15 protein-coding genes are annotated in these 15,928 nt (G+C 60.7%); 7 read left to right on the top strand and 8 right to left on the bottom strand.

The window, feature by feature from the left end:
• Nucleotides 1-105 precede the first annotated feature (105 nt).
• Nucleotides 106-1,452 (top strand): metalloprotease PmbA, encoded by a 1,347-nt coding sequence (gene pmbA, locus F6A13_RS03805; protein ID WP_113527176.1) that lies wholly within the window; start codon nucleotides 106-108, stop codon nucleotides 1,450-1,452.
• On the opposite strand, the gene lnt is transcribed toward pmbA, so the two are convergent.
• The 6 genes from lnt to F6A13_RS03775 all read right to left on the bottom strand — a co-directional run bounded on the left by lnt (nucleotide 1,421) and on the right by F6A13_RS03775 (nucleotide 7,109).
• On the bottom strand, nucleotides 1,421-2,926 hold the full coding sequence (gene lnt / locus F6A13_RS03800) for an apolipoprotein N-acyltransferase (RefSeq protein WP_113527175.1): 1,506 nt from the start codon (nucleotides 2,924-2,926) through the stop codon (nucleotides 1,421-1,423). The genes pmbA and lnt overlap by 32 nt on opposite strands.
• Before the next feature lie 10 nt (nucleotides 2,927-2,936).
• Nucleotides 2,937-3,812: an HlyC/CorC family transporter gene (locus tag F6A13_RS03795; RefSeq protein ID WP_126604995.1), complete on the bottom strand. Its 876-nt coding sequence runs from the start codon at nucleotides 3,810-3,812 to the stop codon at nucleotides 2,937-2,939.
• A complete protein-coding gene (gene ybeY / locus F6A13_RS03790) occupies nucleotides 3,805-4,302 on the bottom strand; it encodes an rRNA maturation RNase YbeY (RefSeq protein ID WP_225981942.1) in 498 nt (165 codons plus the stop codon). Before ybeY ends, F6A13_RS03795 begins: the two co-directional genes overlap by 8 nt.
• Complete coding sequence (locus F6A13_RS03785; protein ID WP_225981941.1) at nucleotides 4,299-5,321, bottom strand: PhoH family protein; 1,023 nt, start codon at nucleotides 5,319-5,321, stop codon at nucleotides 4,299-4,301. Before F6A13_RS03785 ends, ybeY begins: the two co-directional genes overlap by 4 nt.
• Nucleotides 5,287-6,642 (bottom strand): tRNA (N6-isopentenyl adenosine(37)-C2)-methylthiotransferase MiaB, encoded by a 1,356-nt coding sequence (gene miaB / locus F6A13_RS03780; protein ID WP_126604993.1) that lies wholly within the window; start codon nucleotides 6,640-6,642, stop codon nucleotides 5,287-5,289. The genes F6A13_RS03785 and miaB overlap by 35 nt, the downstream gene beginning before the upstream one ends.
• An 83-nt stretch (nucleotides 6,643-6,725) precedes the next feature.
• Nucleotides 6,726-7,109 (bottom strand): hypothetical protein, encoded by a 384-nt coding sequence (locus tag F6A13_RS03775; protein WP_113527171.1) that lies wholly within the window; start codon nucleotides 7,107-7,109, stop codon nucleotides 6,726-6,728.
• 158 nt (nucleotides 7,110-7,267) lie between these two features.
• On the opposite strand from F6A13_RS03775, the gene F6A13_RS03770 reads away from it, so the two are divergent.
• The 5 genes from F6A13_RS03770 to F6A13_RS03750 all read left to right on the top strand — a co-directional run bounded on the left by F6A13_RS03770 (nucleotide 7,268) and on the right by F6A13_RS03750 (nucleotide 12,126).
• Nucleotides 7,268-7,870, top strand: a complete 603-nt coding sequence (locus F6A13_RS03770; protein ID WP_113527170.1) for a class I SAM-dependent methyltransferase — start codon at nucleotides 7,268-7,270, stop codon at nucleotides 7,868-7,870.
• Nucleotides 7,871-7,888: 18 nt separating this feature from the next.
• Nucleotides 7,889-8,473, top strand: coding sequence for a chorismate--pyruvate lyase family protein (locus F6A13_RS03765; protein WP_113527169.1), 585 nt, complete (start codon nucleotides 7,889-7,891; stop codon nucleotides 8,471-8,473).
• Nucleotides 8,473-9,375 (top strand): 4-hydroxybenzoate octaprenyltransferase, encoded by a 903-nt coding sequence (ubiA, locus tag F6A13_RS03760; protein ID WP_113527209.1) that lies wholly within the window; start codon nucleotides 8,473-8,475, stop codon nucleotides 9,373-9,375. Before F6A13_RS03765 ends, ubiA begins: the two co-directional genes overlap by 1 nt.
• A 266-nt stretch (nucleotides 9,376-9,641) precedes the next feature.
• Nucleotides 9,642-11,804 carry a primosomal protein N' gene (locus tag F6A13_RS03755; RefSeq protein ID WP_126604991.1) on the top strand — a complete coding sequence of 721 codons (2,163 nt, stop codon included), beginning with the start codon at nucleotides 9,642-9,644 and terminating at the stop codon, nucleotides 11,802-11,804.
• Nucleotides 11,805-11,922: 118 nt separating this feature from the next.
• Entirely contained in the window at nucleotides 11,923-12,126 is a 204-nt protein-coding gene (locus F6A13_RS03750) for a cold-shock protein (protein WP_009564993.1), read from the top strand.
• Nucleotides 12,127-12,223: 97 nt separating this feature from the next.
• Here F6A13_RS03750 and F6A13_RS03745 read toward each other — a convergent pair whose 3' ends face one another.
• Entirely contained in the window at nucleotides 12,224-14,080 is a 1,857-nt protein-coding gene (locus F6A13_RS03745) for a DEAD/DEAH box helicase (RefSeq protein ID WP_126604990.1), read from the bottom strand.
• 101 nt (nucleotides 14,081-14,181) lie between these two features.
• Entirely contained in the window at nucleotides 14,182-14,805 is a 624-nt protein-coding gene (locus F6A13_RS03740) for a hypothetical protein (RefSeq protein WP_113527167.1), read from the bottom strand.
• A gap of 112 nt (nucleotides 14,806-14,917) precedes the next feature.
• Here F6A13_RS03740 and F6A13_RS03735 point away from each other — a divergent pair, with 112 nt between their 5' ends.
• The gene (locus F6A13_RS03735) at nucleotides 14,918-15,925 is read left to right on the top strand and encodes a sodium:calcium antiporter (protein ID WP_113527166.1); all 1,008 of its coding nucleotides are present in this window, start codon (nucleotides 14,918-14,920) and stop codon (nucleotides 15,923-15,925) included.
• Nucleotides 15,926-15,928 lie beyond the last annotated feature (3 nt).

The raw sequence follows: 15,928 nt of genomic DNA, 5'->3' as shown, positions 1-15,928 counted from the left end.
TACCTGCTTCCCGGCGGCACCGTGTTCCCACCTCCAAGCTTCCCCTGCCCCGAAGCTTGGAGGTAAGATGACCGCATTGTTTCATCACTTTTGGAAAAGCCCCCCATGAGCCAAGCCCCCCATTCGACGCTGGATACCAGCGTCCTGACCCAACTCGTTGATGACATGCTTCACCTCGCCCGCGAACAGGGCGCCAGTGCGGCGGAGGCTTCCGCCAGCACCGGCAAGGGCTTGTCGGTAACCGTGCGCCTCGGGGAAGTGGAATCCATCGAATACCACCAGGATAAGGGGCTGGGAGTCACGGTCTATCTCGGTCAGTCCAAAGGCAGCGCCTCGACCTCGGACTTTTCCCGCAAGGCCTTGTCAGAAACCGTTTCAGCGGCGCTCACCATTGCCCGGCATACGGCGGCAGACCCGTTTGCCGGGCTTGCCGATCCCGAACTTTTCGCCAAAACCTTCCCGGATCTGGACCTCTATCATCCCTGGTCCATAGATGCAGACAGCGCCGCTGATCTGGCGCGTCGTTGCGAAGCGGCCGCCCGTGACAGCGACCCGCGCATTCACAACTCCGAAGGCGGCAGCCTCGGCACCAGCGAGGGCACGTCGGTCTATGGCAACAGCCTGGGTTTCATGGGCAGCAGCCGCGCATCGCGACACAGCCTGTCCTGCTCGGTGATTGCGGAAGACCGCAACGGCGGCATGCAACGGGACTACTGGTATGACGTGGCCCGTGCCGCCGATGCGCTGGCGACTCCGGAAACCATCGGCAGGACCGCCGCGCAGCGCGCTCTGCGCCGCCTGGACGCCCGCAAGGTAGTCACCACCAAGGCCCCGGTGCTCTTTGAAAACCAGGTCGCGTCCAGCCTTATCGGCCACCTCGCCAGCGCCATCAGCGGCGGCAGCCTGTATCGCAAAAGTTCCTTTCTGGTGGACAGCCTTGGTAAGCAACTCTTCCCGGAACACGTCCGCGTTTATGAAGAACCCTTACGGCGCCGTGGGTTGGGTAGCTGTAGTTTCGACGGCGAAGGGGTCGCCACCCACAACCGCGACATCGTCTCCGGAGGCGTACTGGAAGGCTACATCCTCGACAGTTACAGTGCCCGCAAATTAAACATGAAGACCACGGGCAACGCGGGCGGTGCCCACAACCTCACCTTGCAGCCGGGCAAGGCATCTCTCGGTGAACTGCTCCACCAGATGGGGCGCGGCCTGCTGGTTACCGAGCTCATCGGCTTCGGCATCAACATGGTGACCGGTGATTACTCCCGGGGCGCTGCCGGCTTCTGGGTGGAGCATGGGGAGATCCAGTATCCCGTCGAAGAGATCACCATCGCCGGGACCTTGCAGGGCATGTTCCAGGGCGTGCGCGCGGTGGGCAATGACCTGCTCGTTCACGGCAACACCGGCTGCCCCTCCATCCTCATTGAGGAGATGATGATTGCCGGCGACTGAGGACAAGGGCCAGCAGCAGAAGGACTGAACTCAATAGCAGATAGGGGAGACTGCCCCAGCGCCCGAAGGGTGTTTCTCCTGTCATCGGCTGGATGGCCCCATTCAGGGTGCCTTCCACAAACTGGGGCAATTGCGAAATTACCCGCCCATGGGGCGAGATCAGGGCGGTGATGCCCGTATTGGTCGCGCGAACATCGGGTTTCTGCTCCTGCCGGGACTGCATGGCCGCCATTTGCAGGCTTTGCGCGGCCGCGATGCTGTGCCCGTACCATGCATAATCACTGATATTCAAAAGAACGGTGGCCCCCTCCCTGACACCCTTGCGCACGTCCCGGGAGAAGGACTCTTCGTAACAGATGGTCATACCGGTTTTCTGCCCGTCTACGGGCAGGGCGTAAGGCCCATCCCCAAAAGAGAAGCTGCCCAGCCCCGGCAAAAAATGATGTACCAGAGGCCCGAGTAAAACGGGCATCGGAATATATTCTCCGAAGGGCACCAGATGCTCTTTCCGATACCAGCGCAGCGGTGCGTTCCCGTCAATTTCCATGGCCGCGTTGTAATATTTACGGCCGACGTTTTCGGGGATACCGATGAGCAGGATTTTGTGGTGCGTCGCTGACCATTTCTGCAACTGTTCGATCAGGCTTGGTATTTCGGTCTGGAAAAGAGGGAAGGCAGTCTCCGGTAGGACGACCAGCCGGGTATCGGGCGGCGTCTGCAAAATCATGCTTACGTAATGATGCAAGATGGCACTGACTTTGGCAGCATTCCACTTCTCCGTGATGGCGATATTACCCTGCAGCAGACTTACCCGCAGCGGCTTGCCTATAGGATGGGTGAAGGACACGGACGCTGCCGCCATGGCTACCCCGGAAATCACCAGGAGCGATACGACGCCGCCCAACAGCACCGGGCGGGACTGCCGCCGTTGCAGCATATAGACCAGAAGGGCCGCCACCCCGGCCGTCGCCAGCCCCACTCCGTATTGCCCCAGCCAGGGCGCAAAGCCACCGAGGAAGGAGTGGGTCTGGGTATATCCCGTCGCCAGCCAGGGGAAGCCCGTAAAGAGACGTGCCCGCGCCCATTCCACTAAAATCCACAACACCGGCAGGGCCAGCAACCGGCCATTCCCGACAAAAAAGCGGCCCGCCAGCCATAAGGCCAACGCCGTGTAGACGGCGCAAAAAGCCGCCAGCAAGGCGACGGCCGTGCCTGCCAGTGCCCAATCCATGTTGGCGAAATTATGTAGGGTAATGGCGATCCAGCTCGTTCCCGCGGCAAAAGCAGCAAAACCGAAACCCGCGCCCAGAGCCGCCAGACGCTGCGGGCGCTCCTCCGTGGTCGCCAGCCAGAACAAGCCAAAAAGCAGGGCTATAGCCAGCGGCCACCAGGCGAAGGGCGCAAAGGCCAAAGGCCAGGCTGCACCCAAAATGAATGCGGCCAGAAGCCGCAGAGGAAAGGACGGTTTTTTCAACGTACCACCTTCATGTAGTACCCTGAGACGTAGTTGCCGGAAGGGGGGCGCCGCGCGGCGGCGTGACCCGCAAAATCTGCACTCGTTTACGATCCGCCCGCAGTACTTCCAGCCGTAAATCCCCCTCCTCCACGACTTCGCCCGTGCGCGGTACATGCCCCAGAACTGCCGCCACCCATCCACCCAGCGTGTCGGCGTGTCCATCCTCCAGGTGTGTCATAAAGTGTGCATTAAACTCTTCCAGAGGAATCAGGGCATTCACCAGAAAGTCACCATCTTCGCGCGGTGCAATCATCACGTCTTCGTCAATATCGTATTCATCCTCGATTTCACCGACGATGATTTCCAGCACGTCCTCGATAGTGATCAGACCGGCAACGCCACCATATTCATCCACGACCACGGCCATGTGATGTCGGCCCGTACGGAACTCGTAGAGCAGATGATCCAGGTGCTTGCTCTCGGGAATGAAGGTCGCCGGGCGAAGCAGATCAGTCAGCCGCAGCGCTGGCACATTTTCACGACATCCTCGTAAAAGGTCCTTGGCCAGGAGAATGCCGCGCACATCATCACGGTCATGCCCCACCACCGGAAAGCGCGAGTGCCCCACCTCCGACACCCGGGCGACAATCTCGGCCAGCTGCATGTCCAGTTCGATCACCTCCATCTGCGCACGGGGGATCATCACATCCCGCACCGTGAGTTCGCCCATGCGGAAGATGCCATCCACCATCCGTGCCGCTTCGGCGTCGATGATCTGCCGCTCGCCCGCCTCACGGATCAGATCCAAGAGGGCATCCTGGTCCTCCACATTGCCACGCAAAGACTGAGTAAAACGTTCCCACCAGCCCCGCGGCCGTTCCTGGCTACTGCGATCTTCACTCATGCATTTGGTTCAGGTAAGGGTCGGCCACACCCATTTCAGCCAGCAACCTGGTTTCCAGCGCCTCCATCTCCTGCGCGTCGGCGGCCAGTTCATGGTCGTAGCCGAGGAGGTGGAGGGTGCTGTGAATAAGCAAATGACGATAGTGGTCGCGCAGACTCTTACCCTGTGCCGCAGCTTCGCGCCCAACCACCGCCGGGGCAATGACGATATCCCCCAGCAGGTCTCGGCGGAATAACACCGGCAGCGCATCCTGCGGAAAGGACAGGCAGTTGGTCGGCACGGCCTTGTGCCGGTACCCCTCGTTCAAGGCCGCCATTTCCGCGTCCCCTACAAATGTCAGGGACAACTCGCGTATCCGGTCATCTGCGGATACCCGCGCTGAAGGGGCGGAGAGCGCCTGCAGAATCGACCGGCGCGCCTCACCACGGGGCGGCAGCGGCATGGCCGCGACCACATCATCCACGGCCATGCGCAGATATAGGCGGCTCACGGCTTCTCTCCGAATCGATCGTAGGCTTCCACGATCCGTGCCACCAGCGGGTGACGCACCACATCGGCACTTTCAAAAAACACCATATCGATCCCCGGCATATTCCCCAGCACATCCATGGCCTGTACCAACCCGGAAAGCTGTCCGCGGGGCAGATCCACCTGGGTCACGTCGCCGGTCACCACGACTTTGGCACCAAAACCCATCCTGGTCAGGAACATTTTCATCTGTTCCGGGGTGGTGTTCTGCGCCTCATCCAAAATGATGAAGGCATCGTTGAGAGTGCGCCCGCGCATGTAGGCAAGAGGCGCCACTTCGATTACCTGCCGCTCCATCAGCTTGGCGACTTTCTCATAACCCAGCATTTCGTGAAGCGCATCATAAAGCGGGCGGAGGTAAGGGTCGACCTTCTCACTCAGGGACCCGGGCAGAAAACCCAGACGCTCCCCCGCTTCCACGGCAGGCCGGACCAACACCAGACGTCGCACCTGATTGCTGTCCATCTGCTCCACCGCCGCCGCAACGGCCAGATAGGTCTTGCCGGTACCGGCGGGGCCGATACCGAAGGTAAGGTCATTATGGCGGATGGACTCCAGATAATGGCGCTGCCGTTGCCCGCGACCGCGGATCACCCCCTTCAGGGTCTGTACGCCCGCAGACTCCACCGCCGCAGCGCCGGTTTCCGCCTCCAGTTGTACATTCTGGATGCTGTGGTGCACCCAATGACCGGACAGGGAACGACCCTGGCGCACCTGGGCATACAAGTGGGAGAGTACATCCTGCGCCGCCTGCACCGAAGCAGCCGGACCGGTGATATGGAAGCGCGTCCCGCGGGGGAGTATCACCACCCCGAGACGGGATTCGATCTGCTTGATGTGACTGTCCAGTTCGCCGGAGAGTTCGGACAGCATGGCGGCGCTGGCGTGTTCAGCGGTGAAATCGCTGTGGCTGATACTCGGCGTCTTACCCGGAGGCTCCATGGGACTATACGGCAAGGCGCTGGCTCGTCGGCGCCACATGCGCCGCGCGCCCACGCAGACTGTTAGGCAACGCCGCCGTAATTTCGACATCCAGCATTTGTCCAACCCAATCCATGGATCCCGCCAAATTGACTGCGCGATTGCAGGCGGTTTTCCCCGTCAGTTCCTGCGCATCGCGGCGCGACGGCCCCGTTATCAGGACCGCCTGCTGCGTGCCCACCAGAGCTTGTGCGTAGCCATGCGCCAAGCCATTGATACGTCCCTGCAACACCGCTAGGCGATCTTCCTTGACCGCCTCTGGCACGCTGTCCTTCAGTTTCAGTGCCGGGGTGTTGGGGCGCTGGCTGTATTTGAAGGAAAATGACTGGTCGAAGCGCACCGCATCGATCAATTCCATGGTCGCGGCAAAATCTGCATCGGTTTCACCAGGAAATCCGACGATGAAATCCGAAGAAATCTGGATACCCGGACGGGCGGCACGCAGACGGTCAATCTTGTCCAGATACTGCCCGACCGTATGCTTGCGATGCATCCGCCGCAAGATGCGATCCGATCCGCTCTGTACCGGCAGGTGTAAATGCGGCGCGAGAATACCGATACTGCCATGCGCAGCGATCAATTCGTCGTCGAGGTTGGCGGGATGGGACGTGGTGTAACGCAGGCGCAGCAAACCGGGAATCCGCGCCAGGCGTTCCAGCAGATCGGCCAGGCCGCCCTCGCCCACCAGTCCTGTCGCGCCCCGGTAGGCATTGACATTCTGCCCCAGCAGGGTGATCTCGCGCACCCCCTGCTCCACCAGCGTACGCGCTTCACGCAGGATGTCAGGCATGCTGCGGCTGTATTCCCGCCCTCGGGTATGGGGCACCACACAGAAGGTACAGAATTTGTCGCATCCTTCCTGGATGGTGACAAAGGCAGTCGCGCCGTCGCGGCCCGGTCGTTGCGGCAGATGATCAAATTTTTCCAGCATCGGAAAGGCGATATCCACCTGCGGACGGCGCTCGGCCAGACAGGCATCCAGCAAATCCGGCAACCGGTGCAGCGTCTGCGGTCCGAACACCAGGTCCACGTAAGGGGCGCGCCGCCTCAGTCGCTCTCCCTCCTGGCTGGCCACGCAACCCCCTACACCGATCACCACCTCCGGGCGCCTTTCCTTGAGAGGGCGCCAGAAGCCGAGTTGGGTAAAGACCTTGTCTTCGGCTTTTTCACGGATGGAACAGGTGTTGAGCAGGAGCACATCGGCAAGCACCGGATCGTCCACCAGACGCAAGCCATGACTAACCGCAAGCGTATCCGCCATGCGCTCGGAGTCATACTCATTCATCTGACAGCCGTAAGTCTTGATATACAGGTTCTGCAATGCATTCCCGGAAGGAGCGAGGGCCTATAAATGATGATAGGGCCACCCCGCAGGATTGACAAGGGGCAGCCCTGGGCCACCCCTCACCCCAGGCCCAGCGCCGATTTCAGCAGAAAGTGAAAGCGCCGATCATCCTGAACACTGCCCAGCAGTCCGAAACGGGTAGTCACCGCAGTAACCCGCGGCCCTTTGGGCGTGACCGTTACGTCCACCAGTGTGTGCCCGGCACGCGCGTGGATGACGCTGCCCCGGGAGGGACCGCCTGCACTTCCGGTCCCCAGGATGACGCAATGCATCTGCCCCAACACTCGGGTGGCGGCGGTGAGAGTAGGCTGAAACGGTCTCGGATAATAGTGGATGCTCTGGCCTGTATAAACGGCCGCCAGCGGCCCGCTCTCCGTGCTGCAGGCGCTGAGCCAGAGCGGGGACAGTATCATCATGCCGAGCAGGAGCCATCGCTTGTTCATATCCATCCTCAATGTAACCGGGAAACCAACTTCCCACTGCGCCAGTATAACGCAAAAGCGGTTCGGCATGACGCCATCCGTAGCGCCATGCTACAATACGCGCCGTTCATTCGGCGACGCGCTAGCCCGCGTTTTGCCTCCACTGGTGGAGAAAGCCCATGTCCCGATTTTCCGGGCCGATGTCCCAGGCTTGGCACTTTACCCGCGAGTTTTTACGCGACCCCCATGCTATTGGGGCGGTGCTGCCCAGTTCACCCTTCCTCGCCCGGCGGATGGCCACCATGGTGCCGCAGGGGTCCGGCCTGGTGGTAGAATTGGGGCCGGGCATGGGGCCAGTGACCAAAGCCCTGCTGGAAAGCGGTATTCCGCCGGAAGATCTGGTCCTTGTCGAGCAGGCGCCGACCATGGTCCGCCACTTGCGTCAGCGTTATCCGGAAATAGAGGTCATCGAGGGGGATGCCGCCCACATTCAGCACCTTGTGGCGCATCGCGGGCCGGTTCGCGCCGTGGTATCCAGCCTGCCGCTGCGTAGCATTCCCAAAACGGTAGTCGAGCGTATCTTCCAGCAACTTCCCGGGATCAGCCGGCCCGGCACGGTCTTCATCCAGTTTACATACCATTTCCGTACCTCCTGCCAGGGACTACCAGCCGAGTTTCGCCGCAGTCGCGTCGCCGTGGTCTGGCGCAACGTGCCACCGGCACGGGTAGACACCTTCATTTACCACTCCCCACAGAAGGATGGATTCGAGCGTGACGGGTGATAAAGGAAAGGTGGTGTAATGCTGCGTGACCAAGAGGCGCAACATGCCGTACCCGTGTTGCGCAGGGGATCACTGCCGCACGCCACGATGATGGTCGGCGACCCCCCTGCCCTGCGCCATGCTCCCCGCGCAATCTGGCCTTGGCTCACCTTACCTGCCTCCCTCACCGCCGCTCTGCAACGGGCTTATGGAAAATCGCAGATCGTGCGGGCGCTGCTGCTGGATAGCGGACGCGCGAGCCCTTCGCCGATCGAGCGCAGCATTTTGTGCATGCGTCGCGGCGAACGGATTTTCTGGCGCGAGGTGCTCCTGCACGGTGGTGACCCGGCATATCCGGCACTCTGGGCGCGCACCACCATTCCTTTGCGAGGACTGCGCCACGGTCTGTTACCCCTGACCCGCCATGGCACGCGCCCCATCGGCAACACCTTATTCCGCCACCGCCGGTTGCGGCGCTCCCCGATTCAGGCCGAGAGCCGGCCACGGTTCGGCCAGCGACGCTGGCAGCGGCGCTCCGTATTGCGGCGCGGCAGCGCAGGCGTGCTGGTAGAAGAGCATTTTCTGCCGGACCTGCCATGCTGGGCGGGACGGGGACGACGCTGATGCAAGCACCCTCGTCGCTCCGCCAGCGCCTGCGCGCTTATGCAGGCCTGATGCGCGTGGATCGTCCCATCGGCACTCTGCTCCTGCTCTGGCCGACTTACTGGGGACTCTGGCTTGCGGCAAAGGGCACACCCTCACTCCGCCTCTTCCTGATTTTCACTGTCGGCACCTGGCTGACACGCTCGGCAGGTTGCGTGATCAACGATTACTTTGACCGTGATTTCGACCGACAGGTAGCCCGTACCTGCCAGCGCCCCCTGGCGGCAGGCCTGATCACTCCGCAAGAGGCACTGCGTTTATTTGTCGTCCTGTGCCTGCTGGCTGCCACCCTCCTGCCCTTCCTCAACTGGCTGACCATCGGGTTATCCGCGGGCGCAGTGCTCATCACCATTACCTACCCCTTGTTCAAGCGCTTCACTCATCTCCCGCAAGCCTATCTGGGCATCGCTTTTTCCTTTGGCATACCCATGGCCTTTGCCGCGACCCTCAACCAGGTGCCCCCGCTCGCCTGGTGGCTGATGCTGGCCAATGCCTGCTGGGTCGTAGCCTATGACACGGCCTACGCCATGGCGGACCGTCCCGACGACATCCAAGCGGGGATCAAGTCGACGGCCATTCTTTTTGGACGCTTCGACCGTCACACCATTGCCGCCCTGCAGGCGGTCATGCTGACCCTCTTTATCGGGATAGGGGTCGCCCAGGCTATGCACTGGCCTTACTGGATCGCCCTGGCGGGTGCTGCTGTTCTCGCGGCCTATGAGCAGACGCTGCTCGGCGGCGACCGGGATCAGGCTTTCCGCGCCTTTCTGCACAATAACTGGATTGGACTGCTACTCTTTTGGGGGATTGTCGCGGGCCTCGCGCCGGGCGGGGTATCCACCGTTCTGCCCGGAGCGGCATGAAAACCGGCCATTCCGATGTTGCCCACATGCCACCGAAGCATCTTGAAACAACTATTGACAAACTTATACACAGTTTACTCATACACCGAAGCAAGCCGGATGCCTCCCGCCAGATCTCTGATGTTAATTAACAACACATTGTTTTATATACGTTTTTTATTTGCACCTTTTTTAGGCGCATACTCTAATGCCTTGAAGGACAGGGGGTCTGGGACTTTTCAGGATACTCATACACAGACTTATCCACAGAACTTGTGGGCAACTTCATGAATGCCGAAAACACCTGCATTCAGATCGCCGTGATGGTGCCACTTCGCCGCATCTTTTCCTATGCCCCGCCGCCGGAGGGTCGTCTGCAGCCGGGCATGCGGGTACGGGTGCCTTTCGGCAAAGGCCGTCGGGTTGGCATCGTTCTCGGGTATGCCAGTTGCCCACCCGATGTAACGCTCAAGCCCATCGGCGAGGTCCTGGATACGCACCCTGTTTTACCCCCTGCCCTGCAGCAACTGATACAATTCGGGGCGGCATACTACCATCACCCGATCGGCGATGCTTGGGCCACCGCGCTGCCGACCCTGCTGCGCCAGGGGCGGCCACTGCCCGAACCGGCTCCCCAGGGCTACCGCCTCAGCATCAACGAAGCACAGACGGTGCCACGCCAGCCCGGCAAGTTGCAACAGGCGCTCCGGGAGCAACTCATCACCAACAGGGTTGTGCCCACAACAGTCATCCCCAAAGAGTTGCGCGCCACCCTGCGACAGGCCGTCCGCCGCGGCTGGATAGAAGCCGTGATGGAAGACGCCCCGCCGACGCAGGCGACACCCTCTCCACACTGCCTGAATGCAGAACAGGCCAGCGCCGTGACCCAGTTGCGCATGGCCAGGGGCTTTAACGCCTGGTTATTGGAGGGCGTGACCGGCAGCGGTAAAACAGAAGTATATCTGGAAGCAATCCGGCCTCATCTGGAGTCCGGGGCACAGATCCTCGTCCTGGTCCCGGAGATCGGCCTCACCCCCCAACTCGTGGAACGCTGCCAGATGCGTTTTGGCGCGCGTCATGTGGCCGCTCTGCACTCTGCTCAAAGCGACGGAGAGCGTCTGCGCATCTGGGCAGCGGCCGCGGCGGGCCAGGTACAGGTGATCATTGGCACCCGCTCGGCAGTATTCGTGCCCCTGCCCCGTCTTGCCATGATTGTCGTCGATGAAGAGCATGACCCCTCTTTCAAACAGCAAAACGGCTGGCATTATTCGGCACGGGATCTCGCGATTCAACGCGCGAGGCTGGAAAACATTCCGATCGTCCTGGGCTCCGCCACGCCTTCTCTGGAAAGCCTATGCAATGCACAAAAGGGGCGCTATCGACACCTGCAACTGCGGCAACGCGCTACTTCGGCCGATTTACCGGTGATGACTATCGTGCCACTGCGCCGCGAAAACCTGCAGGGTGGCATTTCCACCACCCTGTTGACGGCATGTAAGGAAACCCTGGAAGCCGGCAATCAGGTATTGCTGTTCCTGAACCGTCGCGGCTACGCCCCGGCAGTGCTCTGCCACGATTGTGGCCATGTGGTCCAATGCCCCCGTTGCAGTGCGCCCATGACCTGGCACCGCCGGCAGGAACGTCTCCGCTGCCACCATTGCGGACACGAGTCGCGCTGGCCGCAAGCCTGCCCTGCATGTCACAGTACGGCACTGATTACCGCCGGACAAGGCACTGAGCAACTGGAGGAAGTGCTTCGCCAGCGATTCCCACAAACCCCCATCTGGCGCATCGACCGCGATGCGTTGCACGACCGCGATGCCCTCGCTACGGCGGTCGCCGACATCCGCCAGAATCGTGCTGCCATACTCGTGGGTACTCAGATGCTGGCCAAGGGGCATCATTTCCCGGCGGTCACCCTGGTGGGCATTATCAATACGGACCAAGGCCTGTTCAGTGCCGACTTTCGCGCACCGGAACGACTGCTACAGACCGTTGTGCAGGTCGCAGGCCGCGCCGGCCGTGAAGAGCGACCCGGACAGGTCCTATTACAGACTCATCTGCCAGAACATCCTTTATTGCAGAGCCTCTCCCGGGGCGACTACCGCCCTCCCGCCGAGGCGCTCCTGAATGAACGACAGGCGGCAGGATTGCCGCCCTTTGCCGCTCTCACCCTACTGCGTGCCGAGGCGCACCAGAGACACCGCGTAGACACCTTCCTGAGTGCCGCCTGCCAGTGCGTACCGCCCGCTCTGGTGGAAATCAGCGGTCCGCTACCGTCGCTCATGGAACGTCGTGCCGGTTTTGAACGCGCAGAACTGTGGATACAGGCGCCAAACCGTACGCAAATGCAGAAGGCACTTAATCTCTGGCTTCCACAACTCGGCGGACTCAGCTCCGCTAGGCATGTCCGCTGGACGCTGGATGTGGACCCCCTACTGATCACGTGAATGCTCGCCATCCGCTCCAGATATTTAGTACCCGAATATTTAACCTTGCGTCGTACTGTGTATATGCTATCCTTGGAAATGGCCAGTTGGGCCATCTTTGATTAATCTGGGGTGTAAAATGGCGGTTGGTACAGTGAAGTGGTTCAATGACAGCAAGGGGTTTGGGTTCATTACGCCGGAAGATGGCAAGGAAGACGTATTCGTGCATCATTCCGCTATTGAAGGTACGGGGTTCAAGACCTTGGCCGAAGGCGAGCGCGTCAATTTTGAAGTGACTCGTGGCCCGAAGGGTTTGCAGGCCGAGAAGGTCCGCCGGGCTTAATTCAGCCTAACGGGTGGCGCTGAGCCACCCGTCCCCCCTGCGGGGAAAAATAGCTTTACCGGTTTGGCGATCGCGATTCCGGTTTTCTTTTGTGCGTCTATCGCGCGGGTTTCTTCCGCTTCGTGGCTCCAGCGCCATGCTCCTTGGTTTTGTACTCGCCTTTTTCCGTTCTGGCGGAGAGTATCTTGCGCGGCACCCGCGACTCTTCATGGCTACTAGCCGGGCGTGTTCGGGCTGACGCCCGCCCTGCAGACGCACCGGCATCCGTCGAGGAGATCTGCAACGGCCGTCCGGCTACCCACACCTTTTGCAGATGCTGCAGCACGGACGGCTGTATATCCGCAGGAAGTTCGACCGTAGTGTGCTCCTCATGGATCTGTACCTTGCGAATATTGCGGCTGGGTATCCCAGCTTCATTGGCGATCGCACCAACAATATTCTTGACCTGCGCACCGTGGCTTTCGCCCACATCCAGCCGGAAACAACGCATGGGCACATCATCGCCCCTCCCCGGTGCAGCAGCACCTCGCGGTGGCCGTGCGCCCCGCTCGTCGTCAGCGCGGCGACGGGAGGAAGGAGGGCGGCCAGCGCCCGAACCGGCGGAGTCACTACGCATCGGCCTGGACACCTCCGCTTCAACGGGAATCAGGGGCCGTTCCTTCTGTACCATGTATGCCAGCGCTGCAGCGATTTCTCCCAACCCCACATCGCTTTCCCGCTGATAATCCGCAATAAGGGTTTCAAAGACGGCCAGATCCTGGCTATTCAGCACCTCCGTCAACTGATCCTTGAACTGCCTCATCCGCCTGTCGGCGACATCTTCGATGCTGGGCAGATGCATCGCGGTGATCGTCTGCCCCGTCGCGCGCTCGATGGCGTGCAGCAGGTGACGTTCGCGTGGTGCAACAAAAAGAATCGCATCTCCGGTACGTCCGGCACGTCCCGTGCGCCCGATACGGTGGACATAGGCTTCGGTATCATTAGGAATGTCATAGTTGATCACATGGCTGATCCGCTCGACATCCAAACCGCGGGCCGCCACATCGGTCGCAACGACTATATCCAGTGTCCCGGCTTTCAGTCGCTCAATGGTCTGCTCGCGCATGGCCTGACTGAGATCGCCGTTAAGCGCGCCACAGGCATAACCGCGTGCTTCCAGGCGCTCCGCCAACTCCACTGTCGCCGTTTTGGTACGCACAAAAACCAGCCAGGCGTTACTGTCCTCTACTTCCAAAATACGGGTAAGGGCATCCAGCTTGTGGGTGCCGCTGACCTGCCAGTAGCGCTGACGAATGGCAGCCACCGTGGTCGTCGCTGATTTAATCCGGATTTCCAAGGGATTGCGTAAATAGGTTTTGGCGATGCGGCGGATGGCGTCGGGCATGGTTGCAGAAAACAGCGCCACCTGTCGGTCTTCGGGCGTGTGTTTGAGGATATCCTCCACTGCGTCGATAAAGCCCATGCGCAGCATCTCATCGGCTTCATCCAGCACCACGGCCTGCAACTGATCCAGACGCAAGGTTTTGCGGCGCAGATGATCCTGAATGCGTCCGGGCGTACCCACCACGACCTGCACACCCCGCTGCAACTGCTTGAGCTGCAAGGTCATGGCCTGCCCACCATAGATGGGCAGCACATGAAATCCGGGGAGGAACTTGGCATAACTTTGCATGGCCTCCGCTACCTGTATGGCGAGCTCACGAGTCGGCGCGAGTACCAGCAACTGCGGCGCGCGCAAGCTGAGGTCAACACGACTCAGCAACGGCAGCGCAAAGGCGGCAGTCTTGCCGGTACCGGTCTGCGCCAGGCCGATAACGTCCCGCCCCTCGAGCAGAGGCGGAATGCTCTGCGCCTGAATGGGGGATGGCTGTTCATAGCCGATCTCTGTAACCGCCTTTTGGATCGGTTCAGCGAGGGCAAAATCAATAAAGCGGAGATCGGTTTCTTGAGACATGCATACACCTGGACAACGAAGAGAATTCAGCGTCCAGACTATACGCTCATTATGGACAGCTTGCAGCGTTTTCTTGGCGCCCTCCGAAAGAGGCTTCAAAATCAGTCTGCGTCCAACACCGCCTGCAGCTGCATCTGAATAGCCGCGTCGGCATCTGGCCCGATGGGAGTATGACCCGCCGTGTACGTGTCCGTAAAGGCATAGGCGTAGCGGATATCCCGCAAGCCGAGGCTGCCGAAGATGCGCATCTCCCAGGAGGCATCGTCGGCATGTGGTATCAGGCTCGGCCATTGCGACGCCGTTTCGCTCTCCAGTATCGGGCCAAAGAATATGGCCCCCGGCTTGTTACGCAGGCGCATGGCACAGCTCCCGGTTGTCCGTCCAGACATGGGAAGAAAATCGATGGTGCGGGTCAGGCGCAGTTTGCTGTCCAGCGGCACGTCGACCGACACGCCCAGCGCCTTACTCTCCGCTGGCTGGGCCACCAGCCGGCAGCCCGCCGTCTGCCACTGCGCTAGATCTTGCGCCCCGAAACGACTGGGCAAAAAAAGCACCCGCAAGGGGGCGATGGCATTCAGTCCAGCTTGCAGCTCCGGACGGAAGCGCGGGGCGTTGACGAGAATACCACCGGCATCCCTATCGGCCACGAAATAGACGGCAGGGCTACCCTGCCCGCCCTCCACATGGTAAATGTCCCGGTCAAAAAAGCTGCAGAGCTTCTGCATCGTACATCTCCTACTGCCCAGCTGAATGGATCCTGCAAGTATACCCGTAATCCGCTGCGCAACCCATTCCGCGGCGCGTTGCGGCGTGCAGGCTCTGTGGCATAATGGGCCCATGAATATTCTCCTGCTGGTCGCCGCACTCCTCATCATTCTCGCCGGCGCAGAGGCTTTTACCAACGCACTGGAGCACCTGGGCGACCGTCTGGGTATTTCCGAGGGGGTTACCGGTTCCATTTTCGCGGCGGTGGGCACGGCGCTTCCCGAGACCATGGTACCTGTCGTTGCGGTTTTTGCCGCGACCAGCGGGCAACCAGCGCACTTGGGAGAAGAAGTGGGTGTCGGCGCCATTCTGGGCGCTCCGATGATGCTGTCCACGCTGACGTTGTTCATGATGGCGCTGTTTGTATCGCCACAGCGCGGCTGGCACGGAGCATTAAATCCGGAACCTACCGGCCTGCGTCGCGATCTTGGCTGGTTTTTGATTGCCTTCGGCCTCTCGACCATTGCTCTTTTCGTGCCTCACCACATCACTTTGGCGCGTATCGGCATCGCCCTGATGCTGGTTACATTGTATTTTCTGTATGTGATGGTGACCCTGCGTGCCTCGGCGGCGCTGGTCGCCGAGGGGCACGGCACCGAAGCAGGGCACGCCTTGTACTTGAGCAAGACGGGCCTACCCACGAAGATGCAGGTCATCTTGATCCAGCTTGCCATAGGACTTGGCATGATCGTCTTTGGCGCCAACCTCTTCGTCGACGGGATTGAGGGACTCTCGCACTGGCTCGGTATTTCTGCGCTGATCCTGTCTTTATTGGTGGTGCCCATCGCGACGGAGTTGCCGGAGAAGATCAACAGCATCCTATGGGTTCGCCGCCGCAAGGATACGCTGGCGTTTGGCAACATCACCGGGGCGTTGGTCTTTCAAGGGAGCCTGCTGCCCGCTATCGGGGTGATGCTGACCCCATGGTCACCCTCCCCTCCGGTTTTGCTGGGCGCGGGGCTCACGCTGCTGGCCGGGGGATACTCTTATCTTCTGGTGCGCCGCGGCGTTACCCTGCGGCCCTATCATTTTCTTTTCAATGGCCTGTGTTACGGGGCTTATTTCTTTGCCCTTACCTGACCA

The organism is Acidithiobacillus sp. 'AMD consortium' (assembly GCF_008926505.1).
Lineage (GTDB): Bacteria > Pseudomonadota > Gammaproteobacteria > Acidithiobacillales > Acidithiobacillaceae > Acidithiobacillus > Acidithiobacillus ferridurans.
Note: the sequence above shows the minus strand (reverse complement) of the source record. Positions and strands in the feature narration are given on the sequence as shown.

What these genes read in the sequence shown, in the direction of transcription:
- pmbA (WP_113527176.1), top strand. Translation starts at nt 106, where the DNA reads ATGAGCCAAGCCCCCCATTCGACGCTGGATACCAGCGTCCTGACCCAA.
- F6A13_RS03795 (WP_126604995.1), bottom strand. Translation starts at nt 3,812, where the DNA reads ATGAGTGAAGATCGCAGTAGCCAGGAACGGCCGCGGGGCTGGTGGGAA.
- F6A13_RS03785 (WP_225981941.1), bottom strand. Translation starts at nt 5,321, where the DNA reads ATGTGGCGCCGACGAGCCAGCGCCTTGCCGTATAGTCCCATGGAGCCT.
- F6A13_RS03775 (WP_113527171.1), bottom strand. Translation starts at nt 7,109, where the DNA reads ATGAACAAGCGATGGCTCCTGCTCGGCATGATGATACTGTCCCCGCTC.
- F6A13_RS03770 (WP_113527170.1), top strand. Translation starts at nt 7,268, where the DNA reads ATGTCCCGATTTTCCGGGCCGATGTCCCAGGCTTGGCACTTTACCCGC.
- F6A13_RS03765 (WP_113527169.1), top strand. Translation starts at nt 7,889, where the DNA reads ATGCTGCGTGACCAAGAGGCGCAACATGCCGTACCCGTGTTGCGCAGG.
- ubiA (WP_113527209.1), top strand. Translation starts at nt 8,473, where the DNA reads ATGCAAGCACCCTCGTCGCTCCGCCAGCGCCTGCGCGCTTATGCAGGC.
- F6A13_RS03755 (WP_126604991.1), top strand. Translation starts at nt 9,642, where the DNA reads ATGAATGCCGAAAACACCTGCATTCAGATCGCCGTGATGGTGCCACTT.
- F6A13_RS03750 (WP_009564993.1), top strand. Translation starts at nt 11,923, where the DNA reads ATGGCGGTTGGTACAGTGAAGTGGTTCAATGACAGCAAGGGGTTTGGG.
- F6A13_RS03745 (WP_126604990.1), bottom strand. Translation starts at nt 14,080, where the DNA reads ATGTCTCAAGAAACCGATCTCCGCTTTATTGATTTTGCCCTCGCTGAA.
- F6A13_RS03740 (WP_113527167.1), bottom strand. Translation starts at nt 14,805, where the DNA reads ATGCAGAAGCTCTGCAGCTTTTTTGACCGGGACATTTACCATGTGGAG.
- F6A13_RS03735 (WP_113527166.1), top strand. Translation starts at nt 14,918, where the DNA reads ATGAATATTCTCCTGCTGGTCGCCGCACTCCTCATCATTCTCGCCGGC.